Source organism: Streptomyces sp. NPDC001732 (genome assembly GCF_053596315.1).
Genome location: NZ_JBSFFY010000001.1, coordinates 52,723 through 77,374, shown reverse-complemented (window position 1 = coordinate 77,374; position 24,652 = coordinate 52,723). Strand labels below are relative to the sequence as shown.

18 protein-coding genes are annotated in these 24,652 nt (G+C 72.8%); 12 read left to right on the top strand and 6 right to left on the bottom strand.

Going from position 1 to position 24,652, the window contains the following annotated elements; genetic code table 11:
• Positions 1 to 2,577: an aminopeptidase N gene (gene pepN / locus ACWCXX_RS00285; RefSeq protein ID WP_451122648.1), complete on the top strand. Its 2,577-nt coding sequence runs from the start codon at positions 1 to 3 to the stop codon at positions 2,575 to 2,577.
• Between the two features lie 143 nt (positions 2,578 to 2,720).
• Here pepN and alc read toward each other — a convergent pair whose 3' ends face one another.
• The 5 genes from alc to ACWCXX_RS00260 all read right to left on the bottom strand — a co-directional run bounded on the left by alc (position 2,721) and on the right by ACWCXX_RS00260 (position 7,994).
• Positions 2,721 to 3,860, bottom strand: coding sequence for an allantoicase (gene alc / locus ACWCXX_RS00280; protein ID WP_451122646.1), 1,140 nt, complete (start codon positions 3,858 to 3,860; stop codon positions 2,721 to 2,723).
• Between the two features lie 55 nt (positions 3,861 to 3,915).
• Positions 3,916 to 4,839, bottom strand: a complete 924-nt coding sequence (locus ACWCXX_RS00275) for a LysR family transcriptional regulator (RefSeq protein ID WP_451122644.1) — start codon at positions 4,837 to 4,839, stop codon at positions 3,916 to 3,918.
• Positions 4,840 to 5,104: 265 nt separating this feature from the next.
• Positions 5,105 to 5,335 carry a hypothetical protein gene (locus ACWCXX_RS00270; RefSeq protein WP_148835232.1) on the bottom strand — a complete coding sequence of 77 codons (231 nt, stop codon included), beginning with the start codon at positions 5,333 to 5,335 and terminating at the stop codon, positions 5,105 to 5,107.
• A gap of 172 nt (positions 5,336 to 5,507) precedes the next feature.
• A complete protein-coding gene (gene malQ, locus ACWCXX_RS00265) occupies positions 5,508 to 7,682 on the bottom strand; it encodes a 4-alpha-glucanotransferase (RefSeq protein ID WP_451122642.1) in 2,175 nt (724 codons plus the stop codon).
• A 57-nt stretch (positions 7,683 to 7,739) separates the two neighbouring features.
• Positions 7,740 to 7,994 (bottom strand): hypothetical protein, encoded by a 255-nt coding sequence (locus tag ACWCXX_RS00260; RefSeq protein ID WP_451122640.1) that lies wholly within the window; start codon positions 7,992 to 7,994, stop codon positions 7,740 to 7,742.
• Positions 7,995 to 8,306: 312 nt separating this feature from the next.
• Between ACWCXX_RS00260 and ACWCXX_RS00255 the strand changes: the two genes are divergently transcribed.
• The gene (locus ACWCXX_RS00255; protein ID WP_451122638.1) at positions 8,307 to 11,321 is read left to right on the top strand and encodes a beta-N-acetylglucosaminidase domain-containing protein; all 3,015 of its coding nucleotides are present in this window, start codon (positions 8,307 to 8,309) and stop codon (positions 11,319 to 11,321) included.
• Between the two features lie 112 nt (positions 11,322 to 11,433).
• On the opposite strand, the gene ACWCXX_RS00250 is transcribed toward ACWCXX_RS00255, so the two are convergent.
• The gene (locus ACWCXX_RS00250; RefSeq protein WP_451122636.1) at positions 11,434 to 11,970 is read right to left on the bottom strand and encodes an HNH endonuclease; all 537 of its coding nucleotides are present in this window, start codon (positions 11,968 to 11,970) and stop codon (positions 11,434 to 11,436) included.
• Positions 11,971 to 12,346: 376 nt separating this feature from the next.
• Between ACWCXX_RS00250 and ACWCXX_RS00245 the strand changes: the two genes are divergently transcribed.
• The 10 genes from ACWCXX_RS00245 (at position 12,347) to ACWCXX_RS00200 (ending at position 24,637) form a co-directional block, all read left to right on the top strand.
• Entirely contained in the window at positions 12,347 to 13,414 is a 1,068-nt protein-coding gene (locus ACWCXX_RS00245) for a mechanosensitive ion channel family protein (RefSeq protein WP_451122634.1), read from the top strand.
• 314 nt (positions 13,415 to 13,728) lie between these two features.
• The gene (locus ACWCXX_RS00240) at positions 13,729 to 14,952 is read left to right on the top strand and encodes an ROK family transcriptional regulator (protein ID WP_451122632.1); all 1,224 of its coding nucleotides are present in this window, start codon (positions 13,729 to 13,731) and stop codon (positions 14,950 to 14,952) included.
• 49 nt (positions 14,953 to 15,001) lie between these two features.
• The gene (locus ACWCXX_RS00235) at positions 15,002 to 16,339 is read left to right on the top strand and encodes an ABC transporter substrate-binding protein (protein WP_451122630.1); all 1,338 of its coding nucleotides are present in this window, start codon (positions 15,002 to 15,004) and stop codon (positions 16,337 to 16,339) included.
• 7 nt (positions 16,340 to 16,346) lie between these two features.
• Positions 16,347 to 17,315 carry a carbohydrate ABC transporter permease gene (locus ACWCXX_RS00230; protein WP_451122628.1) on the top strand — a complete coding sequence of 323 codons (969 nt, stop codon included), beginning with the start codon at positions 16,347 to 16,349 and terminating at the stop codon, positions 17,313 to 17,315.
• 1 nt (position 17,316) lies between these two features.
• On the top strand, positions 17,317 to 18,219 hold the full coding sequence (locus ACWCXX_RS00225; protein ID WP_451122627.1) for a carbohydrate ABC transporter permease: 903 nt from the start codon (positions 17,317 to 17,319) through the stop codon (positions 18,217 to 18,219).
• Between the two features lie 2 nt (positions 18,220 to 18,221).
• Complete coding sequence (locus ACWCXX_RS00220; protein ID WP_451122625.1) at positions 18,222 to 19,487, top strand: 6-phospho-beta-glucosidase; 1,266 nt, start codon at positions 18,222 to 18,224, stop codon at positions 19,485 to 19,487.
• Positions 19,478 to 20,452: an N-acetylglucosamine kinase gene (locus ACWCXX_RS00215; RefSeq protein WP_451122623.1), complete on the top strand. Its 975-nt coding sequence runs from the start codon at positions 19,478 to 19,480 to the stop codon at positions 20,450 to 20,452. Before ACWCXX_RS00220 ends, ACWCXX_RS00215 begins: the two co-directional genes overlap by 10 nt.
• Positions 20,453 to 20,765: 313 nt before the next feature.
• Positions 20,766 to 22,145 carry a hypothetical protein gene (locus tag ACWCXX_RS00210; RefSeq protein WP_451122621.1) on the top strand — a complete coding sequence of 460 codons (1,380 nt, stop codon included), beginning with the start codon at positions 20,766 to 20,768 and terminating at the stop codon, positions 22,143 to 22,145.
• Positions 22,146 to 22,156: 11 nt separating this feature from the next.
• On the top strand, positions 22,157 to 23,149 hold the full coding sequence (locus tag ACWCXX_RS00205; RefSeq protein WP_451122619.1) for a glutamate ABC transporter substrate-binding protein: 993 nt from the start codon (positions 22,157 to 22,159) through the stop codon (positions 23,147 to 23,149).
• Between the two features lie 162 nt (positions 23,150 to 23,311).
• Positions 23,312 to 24,637 carry a hypothetical protein gene (locus ACWCXX_RS00200; protein ID WP_451122617.1) on the top strand — a complete coding sequence of 442 codons (1,326 nt, stop codon included), beginning with the start codon at positions 23,312 to 23,314 and terminating at the stop codon, positions 24,635 to 24,637.
• Positions 24,638 to 24,652 lie beyond the last annotated feature (15 nt).

The following is a 24,652-nucleotide window of genomic DNA, read 5'->3' as shown; positions in this document are numbered from 1 at the left end:
GTGCCTGGCACGAATCTGACCCGCGAAGAGGCACAGGAGCGGGCGCGCCTGCTGACCGTGGACGCGTACGAGATCGATCTCGACCTCTCCGGAGCGCAGGAGGGCGGCACCTACCGGTCCGTGACCACCGTGCGCTTCGACTCCGCCGAAGCCGGTGCGGAGACGTTCATCGACCTGGTCGCGCCCGCCGTGCACGAGGTCGAGCTGAACGGCAAGTCGCTCGACGTCGCGGCCGTGTTCCGCGACTCCCGCATCGCGCTCCCCCGCCTGGTCGCGGGCTCCAACGAGCTGAAGGTCGTCGCCGACTGCGCGTACACCAACACGGGCGAGGGCCTGCACCGCTTCGTCGACCCGGTGGACCAGCAGGCGTACCTCTACACCCAGTTCGAGGTGCCGGACGCCCGCCGGGTCTTCGCCAGTTTCGAGCAGCCCGACCTGAAGGCGACCTTCCGGTTCACCGTGAAGGCCCCGTCCGGCTGGACCGTGATCTCGAACTCGCCGACGCCCGAGCCGCAGGACGACGTCTGGTCCTTCGAGCCGACGCCGCGCATCTCGACGTACATCACGGCCCTGATCGCCGGTCCGTACCACTCGGTGCACAGCAGCTACGAGAAGGACGGCCAGTCCGTGCCGCTCGGCATCTACTGCCGTCCGTCGCTGGCCGAGTTCCTCGACGCGGACGCGGTCTTCGACGTCACGCGGCAGGGCTTCGACTGGTTCCAGGAGAAGTTCGACTACGCCTACCCGTTCGCCAAGTACGACCAGCTCTTCGTCCCGGAGTTCAACGCGGGCGCGATGGAGAACGCGGGCGCGGTCACCATCCGCGACCAGTACGTGTTCCGGTCGAAGGTGACGGACGCGGCGTACGAGACGCGGGCCGAGACCATCCTGCACGAGCTGGCCCACATGTGGTTCGGCGACCTCGTCACCATGGAGTGGTGGAACGACCTGTGGCTGAACGAGTCGTTCGCCACGTACACCTCGATCGCCTGCCAGGCGTACGCCGAGGGCTCGAAGTGGCCGCACTCCTGGACCACGTTCGCCAACTCCATGAAGACCTGGGCCTACCGCCAGGACCAGCTGCCGTCCACGCACCCGATCATGGCCGACATCCGTGACCTGGACGATGTGCTCGTCAACTTCGACGGGATCACGTACGCCAAGGGCGCCTCGGTCCTGAAGCAGCTGGTGGCGTACGTCGGCATGGAGGAGTTCTTCAAGGGCGTCCAGGCGTACTTCAAGGCGCACGCGTTCGGCAACACCCGGCTCTCGGACCTGCTGGGCGCGCTGGAGGAGACCTCCGGCCGCGACCTGAAGACCTGGTCGAAGGCGTGGCTGGAGACGGCGGGCATCAACATCCTGCGCCCGGAGATCGAGACGGACGAGAACGGTCACATCACGTCCTTCGCGGTCCTCCAGGAGGCCCCGGCCCTCCCCGCCGGCGCGAAGGGCGAGCCGACGCTGCGTCCGCACCGCATCGCGATCGGCTGCTACGGCCTCGACGCCGACGGCAAGCTGGTCCGCACGGAGCGGATCGAGCTGGACGTCGACGGGGAGCGCACCGTCGTGCCGTTCCCGGCCGGTACCGCCCGCCCCGCCGTGGTCCTGCTCAACGACGACGACCTGTCGTACGCGAAGGTCCGGCTCGACGAGGAGTCGCTGCGGGTCGTCACCGAGCACCTGGGCGACTTCACGGAGTCCCTGCCCCGCGCCCTGTGCTGGGCCTCCGCCTGGGACATGACCCGGGACGGCGAGCTGGCGGCCCGGGACTACCTCGCCCTGGTGCTCTCCGGGATCGGCAAGGAGTCGGACATCGGCGTCGTCCAGTCGCTGCACCGTCAGGTGAAGGTGGCGCTGGACCTGTACGCGGCGCCGGAGTGGCGCGAGGCCGGGCTGACCCGGTGGACCGAGGCGACGCTGGCGCACCTGCGCGCGGCGGAGCCGGGCAGCGACCACCAGCTGGCCTGGGCCCGCGCCTTCGCGGCGACCGCCCGCACCCCGCAGCAGACGGATCTGCTGCAGGCGCTGCTGGACGGCCGGGAGACGATCGAGGGCCTGGCCGTCGACACGGAGCTGCGCTGGGCGTTCGTCGAGCGGCTGGCCGCGACCGGTCTCATGGAGGAGGAGGGGATCGCCGCCGAGTACGAGCGCGACCGGACGGCGGCGGGCGAGCGCCACGCGGCGACCGCCCGTGCGGCCCGCCCCACCGAGGAGGCGAAGGCGGAGGCGTGGGCCTCGGTCATCGAGTCCGACAAGCTGCCGAACTCCCTCCAGGAGGCGGTCATCCTCGGCTTCGTCCAGACCGACCAGCGCGAACTGCTGGCCCCGTACACGGAGAAGTTCTTCGCGTCGGTCAAGGATGTCTGGGACTCGCGCAGCCACGAGATGGCGCAGCAGATCGCGGTCGGTCTCTACCCGTCCCTCCAGGTCGCGCAGGAGACCCTGGACGCCACGGACGCCTGGCTGTCCTCGGCCGAGCCGAACGCGGCCCTGCACCGGCTGATGTCCGAGTCCCGTTCGGGCGTGGAGCGCGCGCTCCGGGCCCGAACGGCGGACGCGGCGGCGGCCACCGCGTAACGGCCGGTCCGCCGGTGCCCCGGTCCGGGGCACCGGCGGACCGAGTCCGTCCGGCGGGGCGGGCCGGCGGACGAGCAGTGAGAAGGGGCGCCTCCCGCGACCGGGAGCCCCAGGTCCACTCCCCGATGGGGAGAAGGGCCGGATCAGGCGCTCGACTCCTCGTGGCGGCGGGCCAGTTCGGCCGCGCCCGTCTCCGTCAGGCTGCCGTGCAGGCGCATCCGGGCGACACCGCCGTCCGGGAAGGCGTCGAGCCGGACGTGGGTGACGACCGCCTGGGCACGGAGCGGGAAGCGGTGCAGGGCGTCGGGCTGGAGCCGGGTGCGGGGGATGATCTCGAACCACTCGCCGGTCTCGCCGTTGCGGCCCTGGAGGGCGATCCAGCCGGCCGAGTTGCCCTTGAGACAGGCCGTGTCGATCTCGACCGCGCGGACCGCTCCCTGGGCGGGGAGGCGGAAGCGGACCCAGTCGTTCGTGTCGCGGACCCGGCGGCGGCGGTTCTCCCAGCCGTCGTCCATCCTGCGCGAGGTGCCGGGCAGGATGATCTGGGTCGGCGAGGAGTAGAAGCGGTCCGAGGCGTCCTCGTGACTGCCGCCGTTCAGGACCGAGATCAGGTCGAACGTGCCGAGCGCGGCGAGCCAGGACGGGTCGGGGACGACCTCGCCGTGGACGCGGAGGCGGGCGATGCCGCCGTCGGGGTGCTGGCACAGCCGTACGTGGGTGTAGCGGCGTCCGCCGGTGATCTCGAAGCCGTTGGCGGCGTGGCCGCGCACGGGGGTGGGCGGGACGATCTCCTCCCACTTCACGTCGGCGGCGAGGAGTTCCTCGGGGCCGGGGGTGCCCTCGACCGAGGCCGCCTGGACCGACACGCGCTGCGGGTAGTTGCCGCGGAAGTGGGCGGTGTCGACGACGATGCCGCGGATGATGCCGGGGGCGCCGAGCCGGATCAGGGCCCAGTCGTGCTCCTCGGGGGCGGGGAACGGGTGGTCGGCGTCGGCGCCGCGCCTGCGGCGGGTCTCCCAGCCGTCCATGATCTTGCCCTTGTGGCCGAAGCGCTCGGGGTCGAAGACCGCGCGCTCCCGGAGCAGGAGGTTCTCCCGCTGGGCGAAGAACTCGTCGTTGGCGGCGATCACGCCCGCGCCGAGGCGGCGGTCGGCGAGGTCGACGAGGTCGGTGAAGGGGAGGTCGGTGGCGCGGTAGTCGGCGTACGGGTCACCACCGCCGTACGGGGCCGCGTCGTTGGCATGGGGATCGTCGTGGTGGTTCTCATTCTGGTCGAAGGTCATGCACCCACTGTCACGGCGAACGACTCATCAGGTCCATCGAATGTTTTTGCACTGTCTATTCAGCAGAACTGAACGATTCGGCGGCTCCGGTGAGCGCCGTCAGGACCCGGGCCACCGCGGGGCCCCGCTCGGCGCCCTGCCGCACCGCCGCCACCACGTGGCGGCGCGGCTGGTCGGCGTCGAGGACGCGCATCACCACGCCGTCCCGGCCGTACCGTTCCGCCGACGCCATGCGCGGGATCAGCGCGACGCCCATGCCCGCCTCGACCATGGCCAGGATCGCCGTCCAACCGGAGGCGATGTGCGCCTGCTCGGGCACGAATCCGGCGGCCTCGCACGCGGCGGTCGTGATCTGCGACCAGGGGCCCGAGCCGCCGAAGATCCACGGCTCGCCGGAGAGGTCCGCCAGGCGGAGGGCGGGCGCGGCGGCGAGGCGGTGGGCGGCGGGCAGCGCCACGTCCAGCCGGTCCGCGAGCAGGGGCAGCACGGTGAACCGGGGGTCGCGGGCGGTCGGGGCGTGTGCGGCGAGGGACAGCGCGAGGTCGACGTCGCCCGCGGCCAGGAGCTCGTACGCCTGCGCGGCCTCCGCCTCCCGCACCCGTACGCCGGGCCCCGGGCGGTCCTCGGCGCGCAGCCGCTGGATGGCGGGGACGACGAGGGCGGGCACCGCCGTGGAGAACGCCGCGATCCGCACCTCGCCCGCCTCGCCGCGCAGATAGCCGGTCAGTTCGGCGTCGGCGCGTTCCAGTTGGGCGAGGACGACCTCGACGTGGCGCAGGACGAGATGTGCGGCGTCGGTGAGGCGGACCCGTCGGCCCTGGGCCTCCAGGAGGGACACGCCGAGCTGTCTGGAGAGGTTGGACAGCTGCTGCGAGACCGCGGACGGGGTCATCAGCAGGGCCTCCGCGGTGGCGGTGACCGTGCCCCGGTCGCGCAGGGTGCGCAGGATGCGGAGCTTCTTGATGTCCCACTCGATCATGGCCGAAACCTACCCGGCGCCCCTCGGGAGACACCGTGCCCCGCGCGACGGCGCACTCGAAGCGGACCGGTGTGCGCGTCCGGTACGGGCCGGTACGGCCGGTGCGTGCCCGGTTCCGGACATGCGTGTGCGCCGCGCGGTACGGCGTACCCGCGGCGCACACGGAAGGAGCGGGGTGCCGGGTCCGGTCCTCGGACCGCCGTCCGCCGTGCGGGGCGCTCGGCGGGGTCCGGCAGGGTCCGGATCGACCCGGGCGAGAGGGCTCCTAGGCCTGCTTCCTCGACTTGTCGAGGACCATGACCAGGCCCGTGATGACCAGGAACAGCACGATGGGTGCCACGACGTAGAGGCCGATGGTCTCCATCGCGCTCAGGCCGGGCCCCGGGTCGTCACCGTCGTCGCGGGTGAGCGCGAGCGCGGGGGACGACATGAGCAGCATCATCAGCGTCGTTCCGGCCGCGACGGCGCCGGCGCGCATAGCGTTCTTCTTGTCCACGGTGCAAACGTAGCGAACGCCCTGGACGGGCGCGCGCCCGGGGGTGCCGTACGGGGCCCCGGACCGGCGCCGGGGTCGGTTTCCGGCCGGGTCCCGAAGCGTCCCGCGGAGCGTTTTCCAGGACGTTTTCCGGGGCTCGCTCCCCCGAGCCCTTCCGGGCCCGCTCCCCGGCTCATTCGCGGGCGGGTCCCCGAGGGGGCCGCGGTCGGTGCCGGAGGGGTGCGAAGACCTCCATCAGCCGGTGCAGCCGGGGCGCGGCGGCCAGGTCCTCCAGGGTGACCGGGTTTCCCTCCGCGTCGGCGACGGGCAGGCGCCAGTTGGGGTACTGGTCCCAGGTGCCGGGAAGATTCTGCGGGCGGCGGTCGCCCAGCGCGTCGGGGAGCCAGACGCCGAGCAGACGGGCGGGGGTGCGCAGCAGGAAGCGGTGGACGGCGCGGACGGCACCCTCCTCGTCGCCCTCGCCCTCGGGCAGCAGGCCGAGCCGGGAGAGGTGCCCGAGCCACTCGGCGGTGTCGGCCGCGTCCGCCGCCTCCTCCACCGCCAGGGGGCGGGCGAGCAGGCCGAGGCGGTGACGCAGCGTCACGTGGTCGCCGGTCAGCCGGGCTGCGGTGGACGGCAGGTCGTGGGTGGTGGCCGTCGCCAGGCAGTCCTCGCGCCACCGCTCGGGGGCCAGGGGGCGGCCGGTGTCCGCCCAGTCCCGTTCGAACCAGAGGACGGAGGTGCCGAGGACGCCGCGCCGGGCCAGGGCCTCGCGGACCCCCGGTTCGACGGTGCCGAGGTCCTCCCCCAGGACGGCGGCGCCGGCCCGGTGCGCCTCCAGAACGAGGACGGCGAGCATCGCCTCGGCGTCCTGGGCGACGTAGGTGCCCTCGGTGGGCGGGCGGCCCTCGGGCACCCACCAGAGCCGGAACAGGCCCATGACGTGGTCGACGCGCAGGGCGCCCGCGTGGGCGAGGAGCCCGCGCAGCAGGCCGCGGTACGGGGCGTAGCCGGACGCGGCGAGGACGTCGGGGCGCCAGGGCGGCAGGCCCCAGTCCTGACCCCGGGCGTTGAAGGCGTCCGGGGGCGCGCCGACGGACATGCCGTGCGCGAGGGAGTCCTGCTGGGCCCAGCTGTCGGCGCCGCCCGGGTGCACGCCGACGGCGAGGTCGTGGACGATGCCGACGGACATGCCCGCGTCCAGGGCGGCGCGCCGGGCCTCGGCGAGCTGGCCGTCGGTCAGCCAGGCGAGCCGGCAGTGGAAGTCGACCCGGTCCAGGAGTTCGCCGCGGGCGCGGGCGGTCGCCCTGGAGCGGGGGTCGCGGAGCGCGGCGGGCCAGGTGTGCCAGTCGGGGCCGTGCACCTCGGCGAGGGCGCACCACAGGGCGTGGTCCTCCAGGGCCTGCCCCTGCTCGGCCAGGAAGTCGCAGTACGCGGCGCGGCGGCCCGGGGTGAGGGGCACGTCCCGTACCAGTTCGAGCGCCTGGCGCTTGAGTTCCCAGACGGCGTCGCGGTCGATCAGGGCGCCCTTGTTCAGGACCGTGTCGGCGAGTGCCGCGGCGCTCTGGCGCAGGTCGTCGAGGGTGCCGCGGTCCGTCACGTGCCCGTACTCGGGGACGGACTCGACGCGCAGGTGGACAGGGTCGGGGAAGCGCCGCGAGGAGGGGCGGTACGGGGACGGGTCGGTGGGGTCGCCGGGCACGGCGGCGTGCAGCGGGTTGACCTGGACGAAGTCGGTGCCGAGGACCCGCCCGGACCAGGCGGCGAGGTCGGCGAGGTCCCCGAGGTCGCCCATGCCCCAGGAGCGGGCGGAGAGCAGGGAGTAGAGCTGGACCAGGAAGCCGTGCCCGCGGGCGGGCGGCCGGGGTGCCCGGGGCGGGGCGACGACGAGGGTGCAGGTCGCGGTCCGGCCGCCGGGCGCGCGCACGGCCAGCCGGTGCACCCCGAGCGGCGGTTCCGTCCACCAGGCGGGGGGCGTCGGCGCCTCCGTCCCGGCGCCGCCCTCCCCGGCGGCCCGTTGCGAAACGGCCGGATCCGGTCGCCCGGCCGGGACGCGCATGCGCGGGTGCGGGGGCGAACCGGGGTCCTCCAGGCCGATGTCGAGCGTGGTGCCGTGCGGCAGGGCGGTCAGGGCGGGCGGCAGCGGTTCCCCGGTCCACACCACCACGGTCGGCGGAAGCAGCCGGGACCGGGCCGCCGACTCGGCGGTGGCGAGCGATTCCCGTACCGCTTCGGGCGTGCCGGCGGCCACGCCGAGCGCGGCGAGCACGGCGACGACCGTGTCGTCGCAGACGGGGACCGTCACATCGGCGGACGGGGAGTAGGAGGTGGCGACGCCGTGCAGTGCGGCGAGCCGGGTCAGGCCCATGCGGACTCCTGGGGACGGGGCTCCCCGCCGGATCGGGCCCGATCCGGACGAGCGGCCCTACGGACCCCACACGCCGCCGGAGGTGGCCGGCTCGCTGGTCAGCGGAGCGTTGACGGCGAGCGGGGGTTCGCTGGTCAGGGGGATGACGTCGGCGAGCGGCGGCTCGCTGGTGAGGGGTATCGCGTCGCCGAGCGGCGGCTCGCTGGTCAGCGGTCCGGGGCCGGCGTCCGGGGCCGGGCCGGACAACGGGGCGGCGGGAGAGGGAACCTGTCCGGAGAGGGCGGAGAGCAGAAGCTGCGCGGCGGCGGGCATGGCGGCCTCCTGGCCGTGGGGGAAACAGGACACAGCAGGCCTACCCAGCGGGCTCTGCCACAGACGTAGGCGTTACCACAACGAGTTCAACGTGCCCCGGGTCACATTCCGTTCCCCCAGGGGCGTTTCCCCGTAAGTTGTCCGTTGTTTTCGGCCATCCGGCGTCATCCTTGGCGCCGCCCACCCTCGGCCGACTCTCCCTCACCCCACCCGCCATAGCGGGCATTTCCGGCACAACAACCATGCGCATTGACACCCTCGCACGCGGGTGGTGGGCTCGGAGTCCAGTGGCGGGAACGAGGGAGGAGAGCGATGCGGCTCACACGCAGGGGGCAGGCGACGGCCATCGCGGCGGCCGTGCTCGGCGGACTGCTCTCCGCCCAGGCCCCGGCCGCCGTCGCGGCCCCTCCGGCCCCCGGCTCCCCCACCGCCACCACGCCCGACCACACGGACGGGACACCGCCCGCCGTATGGCCCCGGCCGCAGTCAGTCGAGACCACCGGCCGGGCCGTGCCCCTCACCGCCGAGGTCACCCTCGTCGCCGACGCGCACGCCGATCCGTACGCGGTCGACGCGCTCCGCCAAGTCCTGCGGGACGCGGGCGTGCGGACCGTCCACGAGGGCCTGCCCGGCCGCGGGCCGGTCCTCAGGCTCGGCGGCGACGGCGCCCGGGACGCGCTGCGCGCCCTGCGCGCCCCCGCCCGCGGCGACCTGCCCTCCGGCGGCTACCGGATCGCGGTCGGCCGGGCCGGGGGCCGGGACACCGTCGCCCTCGACGGCGTCGGCGAGGACGGCCTCTTCCACGGCGTGCAGACGCTGCGTCAGCTGATCCGGGACGGCGCCGTCGCCGGGGTGACCGTCAGGGACTGGCCGGCCACCGCCGTGCGCGGCATGGCCGAGGGCTTCTACGGACAGCCGTGGTCCCGCACGGAGCGGCTGGCGCAGATCGACTTCATGGGGCGCACGAAGCAGAACAGCTACCTGTACGCGGCGGGTGACGACCCGTACCGGCAGGCCCGCTGGCGCGATCCGTACCCGGCCGACCGGCGCGCCGACTTCCGGGCGCTGGCCGAGCGGGCCCGGACGGCGCACGTGACGCTCGGCTGGGCCGTCTCGCCCGGCCAGGCCATGTGCATGTCGTCGGACGAGGACGTGCGGGCGCTGACGAAGAAGCTCGACGCGATGTGGGCGTTGGGGGTGCGGGCCTTCCAGCTCCAGTTCCAGGACGTCAGCTACAGCGAGTGGCACTGCGACCGGGACGCCGACACCTTCGGCCGCGGGCCCGAGGCCGCGGCGCGGGCGCAGGCGCGCGTGGCGAGCGCGGTGGCCCGCCACCTCGCGGACCGTCACCCGGGCTCGCCGCCGCTGACGGTGATGCCGACGGAGTTCTACCAGGACGGGGCGACCGAGTACCGCACGGCGCTCGCCGCGGAGCTGGACGACCGGGTCCAGGTCGCCTGGAGCGGTGTCGGGGTCGTGCCGCGGACCATCACCGGCGGGGAACTGGCCGGGGCCCGCGCCGCTTTCCGGCACCCGCTGGTCACGCTGGACAACTACCCGGTCAACGACTACGCCCAGGACCGGCTCTTCCTCGGCCCGTACACCGGCCGGGACCCGGCGGTGGCGGCCGGTTCCGCGGCGCTGCTGGCCAACGCGATGGAGCAGTCGTCCGCGTCCCGCATCCCGCTGTTCACCGCCGCCGACTTCGCCTGGAACCCGAGGGGCTACCGGCCGCAGGAGTCCTGGCGGGCGGCGATCGACGACCTGGCGGGCGGCGACGCCCGCACCGAGGACGCGCTGCGCGCCCTGGCCGGGAACAGCGCCGCGTCCGTGCTGGGCGGTGACGAGTCGGCGTATCTGCGGCCGCTGCTGGCCGCGTTCTGGAAGTCCCGCGCGTCCGAGGACGCCGCGGCGCAGGCCGACGCGGCACGTGAGCTGCGGGCGGCGTTCACCGTGATGCGCCGGGCCCCGGAGCGGCTGGCGGGCGTGGCGGACGGACGGCTGGGCGAGGAAGTGCGGCCGTGGAGCGAGCAGTTGGCCCGGTACGGGCGGGCGGGCGAGCTGGCGGTCGATCTGCTGCGTGCCCAGGCGCGCGGCGACGGCACCGCCGCGTGGCGGGCGTCGCTGGCGCTGGAGCCGGTGCACAAGGCCGTGAAGGCGGGTGGCGCGACGGTCGGCAAGGGGGTCCTCGGGCCGTTCCTGGACCGGGTGCGCCGGGAGGCGGACGCCTGGACGGGCGCGGACCGCGACGCCGGTACGGTCTCGAAGTCCCCGGACGGCTACACGGTCCGGCTGGACCGGCCCCGCCCGGTGGAGACGGTGACGGCGATGACCGTGCCCGGCAGTGGCCCGGTGGCCGGTGCGACGCTGGAGGCCCATGTGCCCGGCGAGGGCTGGCGCACGCTCGGCACGCTGTCGGAGACCGGCTGGACCCAGACGGCGGCCAAGGGACTGCGGACCGACGCGATCCGGATCCGCCGGCCTGCGGACACCCCGGTGACGCCCTCCGTCGTCACGGGCTCCCTGCCGCCGTTCGTGCCCGGCAGCCGGGCGGGCGAGGAGAACGCGTCGGGCCGGTCCCTGGACGTGCGGGCGCTCGTGCCCTGGTTCGGCGACGAGCCCGCCGCCCGGCTCGCCCTCGTGCGCGGCGAGACGGACGCCGAGATCGGCGGCGGTCCGCAGCGGGTCGAGGCGCACCTGGCCGCCCGGCGCCCCGCCGAGGTACGGGGCGAGCTCACCGCGAAGGCGCCCGAGGGCATCGAGGTGAACGTCCCGAAGCAGACGAGGGTGCCGCGCGGTTCGCACACCGCCGTCCCCGTCGAGATCACGGTCCCGGCAGGCACCCCGGCCGGCGAGTACGAGGTGCCGATCGGCTTCGGCGGCGAACGCAGCACGCTCACCGTCCGGGCGTTCCCGCGCACCGGCGGCCCCGACCTGCTGCGCACCGCCACCGCGTCCTCGTCCGGCGACGAGACGCCCGACTTCCCGGCGTCGGCCGCCACGGACGGCGAGCCGGACACCCGCTGGTCCTCGCCCGCCGAGGACGGCGCCTGGTGGCAGGCGGAGCTGCCCCGGACCGCCCGCGTCGGCAAGGTGGTGCTGCACTGGCAGGACGCCTACGCCTCCCGCTACCGCGTCCAGGTCTCCCCGGACGGCCGCAACTGGCGCACGGCGGCCACCGTCCGGGAGGGCGGGGGCGGGCGCGAGTCGGTCCGGATGGACGCGAAGGACACCCGCTACCTCAGGGTCCAGGGCGACGCCCGGGGCACCGGGTTCGGCTACTCGCTGTGGTCCGTGGAGGCGTACGCCGTCGCCGGGGAGGAGTAGGGGGCTCCCGTTCGCCCCGCGCCGTCGTGTGCGCGCGGGGCGTCCGGCCCCGGGCACCCCGGCCCGCCCCGCGGGCCCCTGTCCGGCCCCGGGGACGAGGAAGGCCCGGATCTCAGGCTGATATGCCGTCGATCCGGGCCATCGCGTCGTCCGCGCCGAACGGTTGCAAGTACGGCAACCAGCGCGGGTCGCGATGTCCCGTGCCGATGATCCGCCAGGCGAGACCCGTGGGCGGGGCGGGTTGCTGGTGCAGCCGCCAGCCGAGCTCCGGCAGGTGCCGGTCCGCCTTGACGTGGTTGCAGCGGCGGCAGGCCGCCACCACGTTGTCCCAGGAGTGCTGTCCGCCGCGGCTGCGCGGAATCACGTGGTCGACGCTGGTCGCGATGGCGCCGCAGTACATGCAGCGTCCCCCGTCCCTGGCGAAGAGCGCCCTGCGGGTCAGCGGTACGGGCCCCCGGTAGGGGACGCGTACGAACCGCTTCAGGCGGACGACGCTGGGGGCCGGGACGGCCCGGGTGGCACTGTGCATGAAGGCGCCGGACTCCTCTAGGCAGATGGCCTTGTTTTCGAGGACGAGGACGAGCGCGCGGCGGAGCGGTACGACGCCGAGTGGCTCGTACGACGCGTTGAGAACCAGGACATGCGGCACGGTGGATGCCTCCTTGTACGCCGGCGGCGCGTGGCTCGCGCCGGGACGATCCGCTCTCAGTTTCCACTCATGCCTGGTCGGAGCGCCACCACGTGCAGGTAACGGGCCGGAAGGATTTTTCCGCCGCCGACCTCCGCTCCCTGCCGCCCGTGCGCCGGGCGCGCGCCGGAGCAGGCGCTTCCGGTACGTCCCCGGCGGCGGTCGCGAGCGGTGTGCGATCGGCCACACGCCGCCCCGGCGGACTGTGCCCCTCTGCCTGGTTCCGTCCTCCGTTTCCCCTCGTGGGGCGCGTCCCTCTTGCCGGTCTCGGCCCTGGACCACTCGCGATGCCCCGTTAGTGTGGTTGGTCTGCCGTAGTCCATCTGGAGGTTCCGCCGTGTCCCTGTCCGCCCTGCTGGCCGCAGCCCCGTCACCCGAGCCCGTCGGTTCGTTGGGCGAAGCCGCCGAACAGGCCGGTCACGCCGCGAGCTGGGTGGAGGAGAACTGGTCCACCTGGCTGAACACCGGTCTGCGCATCGTGCTCATCGCCGCGATCGCGATCATGTTGCGCGTCGCGGTCCGGCGTGCTCTCACCAAGCTCATAGAACGGATGAACCGCAGCGCCCAGGCGGTCGAGGGCACCACGCTGGGCGGGCTGCTGGTCAACGCGGAACGCCGCCGCCAGCGCTCGGAGGCGATCGGTTCCGTGCTCCGCTCGGTCGCGTCGTTCGTGATCCTCGGCACGGCCGTCCTGATGATCCTGGGCGCGTTCCAGATCAACCTGGCCCCGCTGCTGGCCTCCGCCGGTGTGGCCGGTGTGGCGATCGGTTTCGGTGCGCGCAACCTGGTCACCGACTTCCTCTCCGGCGTCTTCATGATCCTGGAGGACCAGTACGGCGTGGGCGACACCATCGACGCGGGCGTCGCCTCCGGCGAGGTCATCGAGGTCGGTCTGCGGGTCACGAAGCTGCGCGGTGCCGACGGCGAGATCTGGTACGTCCGCAACGGCGAGGTGAAGCGGATCGGCAACCTCAGCCAGGGCTGGTCCACGGCCGGCGTCGATGTGATGGTGCGTCCCACCGAGGACCTGGACCGGGTCCGTGCGGTCATCACCGAGACCGCCGCCGCCATGGCCAAGGAGGATCCCTGGAACGAGCGCCTCTGGGGCCCGGTGGAGGTCCTGGGCCTGGACTCCGTGCTCCTGGACTCGATGACGGTCCGGGTCTCCGCGAAGACGATGCCCGGCAAGGCGCTGGGCGTGGAGCGCGAGTTGCGCTGGCGGATCAAGCGGGCCTTCGACGAGGCGGGCATCCGCATCGTCGGCGGCGTCCCGGTCCAGGCCGAGGAGTCCCCCGCCCCCGACCCCTCGGCCTCCGTCGCCGCCCCGTCCGCCTACGCGTCGGCCACCTCGCCCCAGTCCCTGGCCACGGCCCCGATCACCCCGCCGCTGAACAAGGGGAAGTAGCCGCAGCACACCCCGCGGGCGCCGCGCGCGCCCCGTCGTACCTCCCGTGTCCCCGGCCGGCCGCCACCGGCGCCGGGGACACGGCGCGTCGGGGGCGCGGGGCGCCGGGCCCGGGAGACACGCCCACCCCCCTCAACTGCGTTCGCGCACGATGCGGTTGAGGACGCGTCATCATGGACCCGTACGTTCCGGAAGTGTTCCGGGTAACGCTTTGGTTGCCACCGGGGCGCCCCCCATTGACGGCCCGGTTACGCGCGCATACGGTCCTCTCACAGAATAGGAAACTTTCCTAACAGAGGGCAGGTGCAGTACGCATGGCCGGAACCACCCCGGGAACCCCCCGCGTTCTGCGCGCCATGAACGACCGGGCCGCCCTCGACCTGCTGTTGGAGCACGGGCCGCTCTCACGGACCAGGATCGGGAAGCTGACGGGGCTGTCCAAGCCCACCGCCTCGCAGCTGCTGGCGCGGCTGGAGGCGGCCGGGCTGGTGGTCGCGACCGGGACCGTGGCCGGGCGGCCGGGGCCCAACGCGCAGCTGTACGGGGTGAACGCGCGGGCCGCCCATGTCGCGGGGCTGGACGTGAACGCCCGCCGGATCGTCGCCGCCGTCGCCGACGTGACCGGGCAGACCGTCGGCGAGTTCGAGCTGCGCACCCCCGGGCGGCGCGCCGACGGCGTGGTGCGGCAGGTGGCGGAGGCGCTGGACGGTGCGGTCAAGGACGCCGGGCTCACCCGCTCCGACGTGCACCGGGTCGTCATCGGCACTCCCGGCGCCTTCGACCCCGGCACCGGGCGGCTGCGGTACGCCTCGCACCTGCCGGGCTGGCACTCCCCCACGCTGCTGGAGGAGCTGGCCGCCTTCCTGCCGATGCCGGTGGAGTACGAGAACGACGTGAACCTGGTCGCGGTGGCCGAGCAGCGCCTCGGGGCCGCGCGCGGGCACGAGGACTTCGTCCTGCTGTGGAACGAGGAGGGGCTCGGCGCCGCCCTCGTCATCAACGGACGGCTGCACCGCGGCTTCACCGGCGGCGCGGGCGAGGTCGGTTTCCTGCCGGTGCCGGGCGCCCCGCTGGTCCGTCAGGTCACCAAGGTGAACGCGGGCGGCTTCCAGGAGCTGGCGGGGGCGCAGGTGCTGTCCCGGCTGGGCCGGGAGCTGGGCATCGACGACGAGCTGATCCGTTCCTCCGGCACCCACCACGAGGTCGCGGCCCGGCTGCTCGCCCGCGCCGCCGAGGCCGCGCAGGCCGGCGAGGACGGCCCGTACCCCCGGCTGCTCGATCTGTTCGCCACCGGGATCGCGACCGGTCTCGCCTCGATGACCGCCGTGCTGGACCCGGAGGTCGTCGTGCTGTCGGGCGAGGTGATCGCGGCCGGCGGGGAACCGCTGCGCGGCCGGGTGGAGTCCGAGCTGTCCGAACTGGCCGCCTCCCGGCCCCGGCTGATCGCCGGCGAGGTGACGCACCGTCCCGTGCTGCGCGGCGCGCTGGAGAGCGCCCTCGTCACCACCCGTGACGAGGTCTTCGACACGTCCCGCTGACCCGCTCGTCCCTTCCCCCCGCCCCCATCCTTCATCGGGAGACGCCCCCATGTCCGGAAACCGCCGGAAGTCGGCCGTCGCACTCGCCGCGACCGCCGCCATCTCTCTGTTCGCCTCGGCCTGTACCGGCCAGAGCAACTCCGGTGCCAGCGATGATCCGTCCAAGGAGACGACCATCACCTTCTGGCACGGCTGGATCAACCCGGGCGAGGCCAAGGCGATCCAGGCGACGGTCGACGCCTTCCAGGAGAAGCACCCCAACATCCATGTGAAGGTCGTCGGCAACATGACCGACGACAAGATCAACCAGGCGCTGCGGGCGGGCGGTTCGAATGCCCCGGACGTCGTCTCCTCGTTCACCACGAACAACGTCGGCAAGTTCTGTTCGTCGAAGGCGTTCGTCGACCTGAATCCGTTCCTGAAGAAGGACGGCATCGACCCGGAGAAGACCTTCCCGAAGGCGATGAACGAGTACACGCAGTTCGACGGCGTGCGGTGCACCGTGCCGCTGCTCGGCGACGCCTACGGCCTCTACTACAACAAGGACGCGTTCGAGGCGGCCCACATCGCCGAGCCGCCGCGGACCTGGTCCCAGCTGGCCGAGGTCGCCAAGAAGCTGACGAAGACCAGGGGCGACTCGTACGAGCAGCTCGGCTTCATGCCGAACTACCACGGCTACGAGACGACGACCGAGCACTACCTGGGCAGCTGGGACCCGAAGTACTTCGACGCGGACGGCAAGTCGAACATCGCGAAGGACCCGGCGTTCGCCGACATGCTGAGCACCCAGAAGAAGCTGGTCGACGACCTGGGCGGGTACGAGAAGCTGGAGAAGTTCCGCACCTCGTTCGGCGACGAGTGGGGCGCCAAGCACCCCTTCCACACCGGCCAGGTGGCCATGCAGCTGGACGGCGAGTGGCGGCTCGGGATGGCCGTGGAGGCCAAGCCGAAGTTCGAGATCGGCGTCGCTCCGATGCCCGTCCCCGACGACCGGGCCGACTCCTACGGCAGGGGCTATCTGACCGGCACCATCGCCGGCATCGCCGCCACCTCGCAGAAGCAGAACGCGGCCTGGGAGCTGGTGAAGTTCATGACCACCGACACCGACGCGGTGGTGGACTTCGCCAACGCCATCCACAACGTGCCCTCCACCCTGGCGGCGCTGAAGTCGCCGAAGCTGAAGTACGACCCGCGCTTCAAGACCTTCCTGGACATCGCCGCAAACCCGGACAGCACCACCACCCCGCCCTCGGTGAACGGCGGCGCGTACCTGGTGTCCCTGCAGAACCTCGGGTTCGACATCGAGAAGGGCCGACAGAAGGACATCGCGGCGGGCCTGAAGAAGACCGCCGCGGAGATCGACGCGGCGATCGAGCAGGCGAAGTAGTACCGCGATGAGCACGCACACGCTCCGTCCGGAGCGCCGTCACTCGACGCTCGCCACCAGGCGCCGCCGCGCGGCGCTGCGGACCGCGGCCTTCATGTCGCCTTGGCTGATCGGGTTCTGCGTCTTCTTCGCCTACCCGCTGATCTCCACGGTCTACTTCTCCTTCACCGGCTACGACGGTTTCACGCCCCCCGAGTTCAGCGGGCTGAAGAACTGGTCCTTCGTCTTCAACGACTACCCGCTGTTCTGGCCGGCGCTGCGCAACACGCTCTGGCTGGTCGTGGTCATGGTCAGCTGCCGGGTGGTGTTCGGCCTCGGCATCGGGCTGCTGATCACGAAGATCAAGACGGGCACCGGGGTCTTCCGCACCCTGTTCTACCTGCCCTACCTGGCCCCGCCCGTGGCGGCGACCCTCGGTTTCGTCTTCCTGCTCAACCCCGGCACCGGGCCGGTCAACTCGGTCCTCGGCGAGCTGGGGCTGCCCGCGCCGGGCTGGTTCACCGATGCCACCTGGTCCAAGCCGGCCCTGACCGCGCTCGCGGTGTGGGGGGTGGGCGATCTGATGGTGATCTTCATGGCCGCGCTGCTCGACGTGCCGAAGGAGCAGTACGAGGCGGCGGAGCTGGACGGGGCGTCCTCGTTCCAGCGCTTCCGCTTCATCACGCTGCCGAACATCTCGCCGATCATCATGTTCGCGGTGGTCACCGGGATCATCCAGACGATGCAGTACTACACCCAGCCGTTCGTGGCCGGGAAGGTCGCCTCCGGGGTGATGGGCGGCTCCGGACAGCAGTTCGAACCGGGCTATCCCGACAAGTCGACACTGACGCTTCCGCAGGTGATCTACAACCTCGGCTTCCAGCGCTTCGACTACGGCTCCGCCTGCGTGGTCGCGCTCGTCCTGTTCGTTCTCGCCATGGCGTTCACCGCACTGCTGATGCGGCGCCGCAGCGGGCTGATCCAGGCAGGTGGGTGACGTGACGCAGGTTCTCGACCCCGTGCGGACGACCGGACCGGCGCCCCGGCCGGCCGGCCCCTCCGAACGCATCGCGCGCCGCAAGGCGCTGCTGAACTGGATCGCCGTGCACGCGCTCGGCGTCGCGGCCGCGCTCTTCTTCGTGCTGCCGTTCGTCTTCCTGCTGCTCACCTCGCTGATGAGCGACCAGCAGGCGCTGACCCGCGACCTGTGGCCGCACCCCTTCGAGTGGGGCAACTACCGGAAGGTCTTCGAGACCGACGGCTTCCTGCTCTGGTGGCGCAACACCCTGCTGTACGCGGGGCTCGGCACCGTCCTCACGGTCGTCTCCTCGCTGCCGGTGGCGTACGCGCTCGCCAAGTTCCGCTTCCGCGGCCGGCACCTGTCGCTGATGCTCGTCATCTCGATGATGATGCTGCCGCCGCAGGTCGTCGTCATCCCGATGTACCTGTTCTGGGCGAAGCAGCTGGACCTGTCCGGCACGCTCTGGCCGCTGATCGTCCCGATGGCGTTCGGCGACGCGTTCTCCATCTTCCTGCTGCGGCAGTTCCTGCTGACCATCCCGGACGAGTACCTGGACGCCGCGAAGGTCGACGGCTGCGGCGAACTGCGCACCCTGCTCAAGGTCGTCGTGCCGATGGCCAGGCCGGGCATCGCCGCCGTCGCGCTCTTCCAGTTCTTCTACGCCTGGAACGACTACTTCGGGCCGCAGATCTACGCCTCGGAGAATCCGGCCGCCTGGACGCTCAGTTACGGGCTGGAGTCCTTCAAGAGCGCGCACCACACCGACTGGAACCTGACCATGGCCGCGACCGTACTGGTCATGGCCCCCGTGATCCTCGTCTTCTTCTTCGCCCAGAAGGCGTTTGTCGAGGGCGTCACACTGACCGGAGTAAAGGGCTGACCATGAAGCTCGCAGTAGTTGGTGGCGGGTCCACCTACACACCTGAACTGATCGACGGTTTCGCCCGGCTGCGGGACACGCTCCCGATCGAGGAGCTGGTGCTCGTCGACCCGGCGACCGACCGGCTGGAACTCGTGGGCGGCCTCGCCCGGCGGATCTTCGCCAAGCAGGGCCACCCGGGACGGATCGTCACGACCTCGGACCTCGACGCGGGCGTCGCCGATGCCGACGCGGTCCTGCTCCAGCTGCGCGTCGGCGGCCAGGCCGCCCGCAACCAGGACGAGACCTGGCCGCTGGAGTGCGGCTGCATCGGCCAGGAGACCACCGGCGCCGGCGGCCTCGCCAAGGCGATGCGCACCGTCCCGGTCGTCCTGGACATCGCCGAGCGGGTCCGCCGCACCAACCCGAACGCCTGGATCATCGACTTCACCAACCCGGTCGGCATCGTCACCCGGGCGCTGCTCCAGGCCGGCCACAAGGCCGTCGGCCTGTGCAACGTGGCGATCGGCTTCCAGCGGAAGTTCGCCCGGCTCCTCGACGTCACCCCCGCCGAGGTGCACCTCGACCACGTCGGGCTCAACCATCTGACGTGGGAGCTCGGGGTGCGCCTCGGCGGCCCGGACGGCGAGAACGTCCTGCCGCGGCTGCTCGCCGAGCACGGCGACACGATCGCGGACGACCTGCGCATGCCCCGGGCGCTCGTCGACCGGCTCGGCGTCGTCCCCTCGTACTACCTGCGTTACTTCTACGCGCACGACGAGGTCGTCAAGGAGCTCGGCACCAAGCCGTCCCGGGCGGCCGAGGTCGCCGCGATGGAGAAGGAACTCCTGGCCATGTACGGCGATCCGGCGCTGGACGAGAAGCCCGCGCTGCTCGCCAAGCGCGGCGGCGCCTTCTACTCGGAGGCCGCCGTGGACCTGGCGTCCTCGCTGCTGGGCTCGGGCGGCTGTGCGGTGCAGGTGGTCAACACGTACAACCGGGGGACGCTGCCGTTCCTGCCGGACGACGCGGTGATCGAGGTGCAGGCCCGGGTCGACGGGACGGGCGCCGTCCCGCTCGCCGTGCCGGAGCTGGACCCGCTGTACGCCGGGCTGATCGCCGATGTGACGGCGTACGAGGACCTGGCCCTGGAGGCGGCCTTGCGCGGCGGCCGGGACCGGGTGTTCAAGGCACTGCTCGCGCACCCGCTGATCGGTCAGTTCGCCCACGCCGAGGCGCTCACCGACAAGCTGATCGCGCACAACCGGGAGCACCTGGCGTGGGCGTGAACGCTTCGGTCCTCGCGATCGACGCGGGGAACAGCAAGACCGACGTGGCCCTGGTCGCCGCCGACGGAACAATTCTGTCCACGGCCCGCGGCGGCGGTTTCCAGCCGCCGCTCGTGGGGATCGACGTGGCGGTGGGCGAGCTCGGCGCGATCGTCGACCGGGCGCTGGAGCGGGCCGGCGTGCCGGCCGGTGCCGTGGCGCACGTGTCGGCCTGCCTCGCCAACGCCGACCTCCCGGTGGAGGAGGAGCAGTTGGCGGCGGCGCTGCGCGCCCGCGGCTGGGCCGCCTCGGTCGAGGTGTACAACGACACCTTCGCGATCCTGCGCGCCGGGGTGGACGAGCCGCGGGGGGTGGCCGTCGTCTGCGGCGCGGGGATCAACTGCGTCGGCATGGTGCCGGACGGCCGGACCGCGCGCTTTCCCGCGATCGGCCGGATCTCCGGCGACTGGGGCGGTGGCGGTGGGCTGGCCGAGGAGGCGATGTGGGTCGCCGCACGGGCCGAGGACGGCCGCGGCGGGCCGACCGAGCTGGCCCGTACGCTGCCCGGCCACTTCGGGCTGGACTCGATGTACGCGCTGATCGAGGCCCTGCACCTGGGCCGGATCGAGCCCGAGCGGCGGCACGAGCTGGCGCCGGTGCTCTTCGCGACCGCGGCGGACGGCGACCCGGCGGCGGTCGCGCTGGTGGACCGGATGGCGGACGAGGTCGTCGCGATGGCCTCGGTCGCGCTGGGCCGACTCGGCCTGCTGGACGAGGAGGCGCCGGTGGTGCTGGGCGGCAGTGTGCTGGCGGCCCGTCACCCGCGGCTGGACGGGGGGATCGCCGAACGCCTCGCGGTGCGCGCTCCGAGGGCACACATCCGGGTGGTGACGGAGCCCCCGGTACTGGGGGCCGCGCTGCTGGGCCTGGACCGCACGGGGGCGAGCGCCGAGGTGCACGGGAGGCTGCGCGCGCAGTACTCCTGAATCCGCAACGACGGGCTCTCCAGGGGGCGTTCCGCGGCGCACGGCGTCGCGGAACGCCCCTTGCGCACGGGAACCGTTCAGTCGTCCCGCACGTGTTCATGGGTGGGGAGAACGGCCCGTTCCACGGAGCGGACCGCCGATCGGGCTTGATCGGCGGCGCACGCCTTGATCGAATGCTGTGACCGCATCCGTGGACCGGTGCGGGATCCGGGTGTTCCTGGTGCGGACGCGGTCCCTGCGGCCATACTTCTGGCCAGCGACGGCCTCCGACCGGGCGGGGCCGGGCCACGTCGAGGAGCGAGGGGGAGGCCAGGTGACACACCCGCCGACCGTGCGCACGGTGCCGGAGGGGGCACTGACGCAGCCGCCCGTGCCCGCGACCGCCGCCGCTCCGCCCCCGCGCACGCTCCGGTCCGCGACGACCGACCGGGTGCGGGCCGCCGCCACGACCGAGCCGGGCAGGCTCCGGATCATCGGGGCCGTACTGGCCCTGCTCGTCCTCGCGTTCGGGGCCGTGACGGCGCTGGAGGTCCAGGACCGGGCGGGGGCCGCCAACGACGTGGTGGAACACAGCCAGCCGCTGAGCAGTCACGCGGCCGACATCTTCCAGTCGCTGGCCGCCGCCGACGCCGCGGTGACCAACGGCTTCCTGGCCGGAATGGTGGAACCCGCCGGGGACCGCGAGGATTACGACGCGGCCATCGGCGAAACGTACGACCAGTTGCAGAAGGCGACGAGCGACGCGAGCGCGTCGCAGGAGTCCAAGGACCAGATCGCCAAGCTCTACGCAGGACTCCCCCAGTACATGCGGCTGGTCGAGCGGGCCCGCGACAACAACCGCCGGGGAATCCCGCTGGGCGGCGCCTATCTCCGTTACGCGAACCAGAAGATGACCGAGGAGCTGCTGCCGGCCGCCGAGCACCTGTACACGGCGGAGACCGAGCGGCTCGGCCGGGACCGCGACGACGCACGGACCTGGCCGTTCCTCTCGACCGGGCTGGGCGTCGTGGCGGTGGGCGCGCTGTGCTGGGCGCAGCGGCGCAACTACCGCAGGACGAACCGGGTCTTCAACCGCGGGCTGCTCGTCGCGACCGCTGCCTCCACCGTCGTGCTGCTGTGGCTGGCGGTGGGACACACGGTGGCCAGGTCCGAGCTGCGGAGCGCGGACGTGCACGGGCAGCAGTCCCTCGACGTGCTCAACACCGCGCGGATCAGCTCCCTGAAGGCGCGCGCCAATGAGAACCTCGGCCTGGTCGCCCGGGGTTCGGTGCTCACCCCGGAGAAGAAGGACAAGTACGAGACCGGCTTCGGCACCGACATGGAAACACTCGGCCGGCAGTTGGAGAAGGCCCTGGAACTCGCCGAGGACACCGGAGGGAAGAACCCGGTGAACAAGGCGAGAAAGGCCACCACCGAGTGGCGGAAGAATCACGAATCCGCTCGCCGCAACGAGGAAGAAGGCAAGTACTCGGCCGCACTGGGTCTGATCGCCGAGTCGAAGAAGTTGTCGTACAAGCAGGTGGGTGACGGGCTGAAGGAGGCGCGCAGCCACGAGGAGAAACAGTTCCGGAAGGCCGCGAGGAGCGGGCGGGGGGCGCTGTCGCCGCTGCCGATCGGGACGGTCCTGCTCACCGTGCTGGGGGCGGGCGCCGCGATCGCCGGTATCAACCGCAGGGTCTCGGAGTACCGGTGAGAGGGGGAGCGATGACCAGGAAGCGCACCGTGGGGGGCGCCGGTGGCAGGCTGCGCGGCTGGGGCGGTGTGACGGGCATGGCCGTGGCCTGCGCGGTGACGGCCTCGTTCACGCTGCTGCCGCTCTTCCGTACGGGCTCCGACGCGGTCGCCGACGGCTCCGCCGGTGCCCCGGGAACGGCGCGCGCGACGCAGACACGGGCCACCGGCTGCACGACGAACCCGTGGGCGAGCGTCCCTGCGGCCAATGCGACCGGCGACAAGGTCGGGGAGATCCGGGCGCGCCGCCACCTGGTCGTGGGCGTCGACCAGAACAGCCTCTTCTGGGGATTCCGCGATCCGGGGAGCAACGAGATCGTGGGCTTCGACATCGATCTGGTGAAGGCCGTCGCCGAGAACGTCCTGCCCGACGTGCCCGAGAAGGAGAGGGTGGTCTTCCGGGTCATTTCCACCGCGGACCGGGAAACGATGCTGCAGAACGACGACATCGACCTCGTGGTCCGTACGATGTCGATCAATTGCGAGAAGAAGGTCTCCTTCTCCACTCCCTACTTCCGGGCCGGACAGCAGGTCGTCGCACCGAAGAAGTCGCCGATCGACGGGCCCGATTCCCTGGCCGGCAAGCGGGTGTGCACCGCCGACGGCTCCAGCGCCCAGGCGGAGCTGCGGAAGAAGCCGGCGGTGAAGGACCCGATCCACGTCCCCAATCAGCTGGACTGCCTGGTGCGGCTGCAGCTCGGCGAGGTCGACGCCCTGGTCACGGACGACGCGCTCGCGGCCGCGCAGGTCGCCCAGGATCCGGCGATCGAGTTCAAGGGCGCACCGTTCACCGAGGAGTACTACGGCGTGGCGGCCAAGGAAGGCGCGACCGACCTGGTGGCCCGCGTCAACCAGGTGCTGGCCGACTACCGCAAGGGCGGCTGGACGAAGTCGTACGAGAGGTGGCTGGAGAAAACGCTGCCCGGGAAGACACAGCCCGTGAAGCCGTCGGCCGGCACCGGCTGACGGCACTGCCCGGTGCCGGGCGGCACTGCGGGGCAGACGTTACTGAGAAGGACACCGGTGCCGGGCCGGCCGGATCGCGCGCGACGGCGCGGACCCGGTCGGCGAGGCGGTGGCACTGATCCTGCCGGGGCCGTCCCGGCAGGGGGAGCGGAGAGGTGATCGATGGGCGTCGCGGGCCCCTTCCCCGACTACGCGGCCCGGCCCCCCGGCCCGGTCCTGGACCGGGACGAGGCGGACCGTGCGCTGGCCCGGCTCGGCGCGGAGCACGAGGCGATCGAGACCTCGCTCCTCGCCCTGCAGGACCATGCGGGCCGCCGGCTCCTGGAGGGCGCCGACCTGAGCGGTGTCACCAAGGAGCGCTGGGCCTCCACCGAGCAGGCGATCACCCTGCTGTGGGGGTACTTCGACGCCTACGCGGGAGCGCTCGCCGAGGCGCGCGCGGTGCGGGCCCGCCGTCGCCATCCCAACCGGGACGACCTGGTGGCCCTCACCGATCTGCTGTGCGGCCGGAGCGTCACCGTGGCGCACGCGGCGGCCCGCCCCGATCCGTCGGTCGCCGGCCCGGCCAGACTCTCCGAGCGGTTCACGCTGGAGGAGCTGGTCGCCCGGATGAACGACCTGTACGCCCGTTCGCTGGACATGGTCGTCGCCTCCGACTCGGTGTGGTCCGCGCTGCCCGCCCGCATAGACCTGCTCGCCGCCGAGCTGCACCGCACCCGTTCGCTGGCGCACTCCGTGGGGGTGCGGCCCGGGGAGCATCCGGCGGGCGACGAGCTGGCGGCGATCACCCAGGAGCTGGCCACGCTCCGGGCGCAGGTGGTCTCCGACCCGCTCGCGTTCTGGCTGTCGGGGCCGGGCAGTTCGGCGCCCGGCGGCGGCCGTCCCGACACGGCGCGCTACGACCGGGCGGCCCGCGCCCTGGACGACGTGCGCCGCGAGATCGAGGCGGTGCTCGCGGTCCGGCAGGACGCCGAGCAGCGTCTGGTCCAGTTGCGCGACGTCCTCTCCCGCGCGGACCGCACCCTGGCCGAGGCCCGTACGGCGCGCGGCGAGGTGCTGGCGAAGATCGCCGCCACCGAGGTGCCCGCGGTCAGCGGCCCGGCGACCGCGCTCCAGGAGCGGCTGGTCGCCGCCTCGGAGTACCGCAGGCATGCCCAGTGGCACCGGCTCTCGCCGCTCCTGGAGACGCTGGAGCGCGAGGCCGAGGAGGAGTTGCTGCGGGCCCGGGAGTCGCTGACCGCGGTCACGGCCCCGCTGGCCGTACGGGCGGAGCTGCGCGGCAGGCTCGACGCGTACAAGGCGAAGGTCGCCCGGCACGGCCTGGCCGAGGACCCGTTGCTGATCGAGCGGTACGACGCGGCGCGCCGGATGCTGTGGAGTGCGCCGTGCGATCTGCGGGTCGCCGGGCAGGCGGTGCTGCGCTACCAGGAGGCGGCGGCCGAGCTGCTGGCCCAGGGCCGGGCGGCGGGACCGGAGGACCGGCGATGAACACGGGTGTGCACA

Bases quoted from the DNA above. Each gene is read 5' to 3' on its own strand.
- alc (WP_451122646.1), bottom strand. From the start codon at position 3,860: ATGACCTTCGACCAGAATGAGAACCACCACGACGATCCCCATGCCAAC.
- ACWCXX_RS00200 (WP_451122617.1), top strand. From the start codon at position 23,312: ATGGGCGTCGCGGGCCCCTTCCCCGACTACGCGGCCCGGCCCCCCGGC.
- ACWCXX_RS00255 (WP_451122638.1), top strand. From the start codon at position 8,307: ATGCGGCTCACACGCAGGGGGCAGGCGACGGCCATCGCGGCGGCCGTG.
- malQ (WP_451122642.1), bottom strand. From the start codon at position 7,682: ATGGGCCTGACCCGGCTCGCCGCACTGCACGGCGTCGCCACCTCCTAC.
- ACWCXX_RS00275 (WP_451122644.1), bottom strand. From the start codon at position 4,839: ATGATCGAGTGGGACATCAAGAAGCTCCGCATCCTGCGCACCCTGCGC.
- ACWCXX_RS00220 (WP_451122625.1), top strand. From the start codon at position 18,222: ATGAAGCTCGCAGTAGTTGGTGGCGGGTCCACCTACACACCTGAACTG.
- ACWCXX_RS00260 (WP_451122640.1), bottom strand. From the start codon at position 7,994: ATGCCCGCCGCCGCGCAGCTTCTGCTCTCCGCCCTCTCCGGACAGGTT.
- ACWCXX_RS00205 (WP_451122619.1), top strand. From the start codon at position 22,157: ATGACCAGGAAGCGCACCGTGGGGGGCGCCGGTGGCAGGCTGCGCGGC.
- ACWCXX_RS00230 (WP_451122628.1), top strand. From the start codon at position 16,347: ATGAGCACGCACACGCTCCGTCCGGAGCGCCGTCACTCGACGCTCGCC.
- ACWCXX_RS00235 (WP_451122630.1), top strand. From the start codon at position 15,002: ATGTCCGGAAACCGCCGGAAGTCGGCCGTCGCACTCGCCGCGACCGCC.
- ACWCXX_RS00240 (WP_451122632.1), top strand. From the start codon at position 13,729: ATGGCCGGAACCACCCCGGGAACCCCCCGCGTTCTGCGCGCCATGAAC.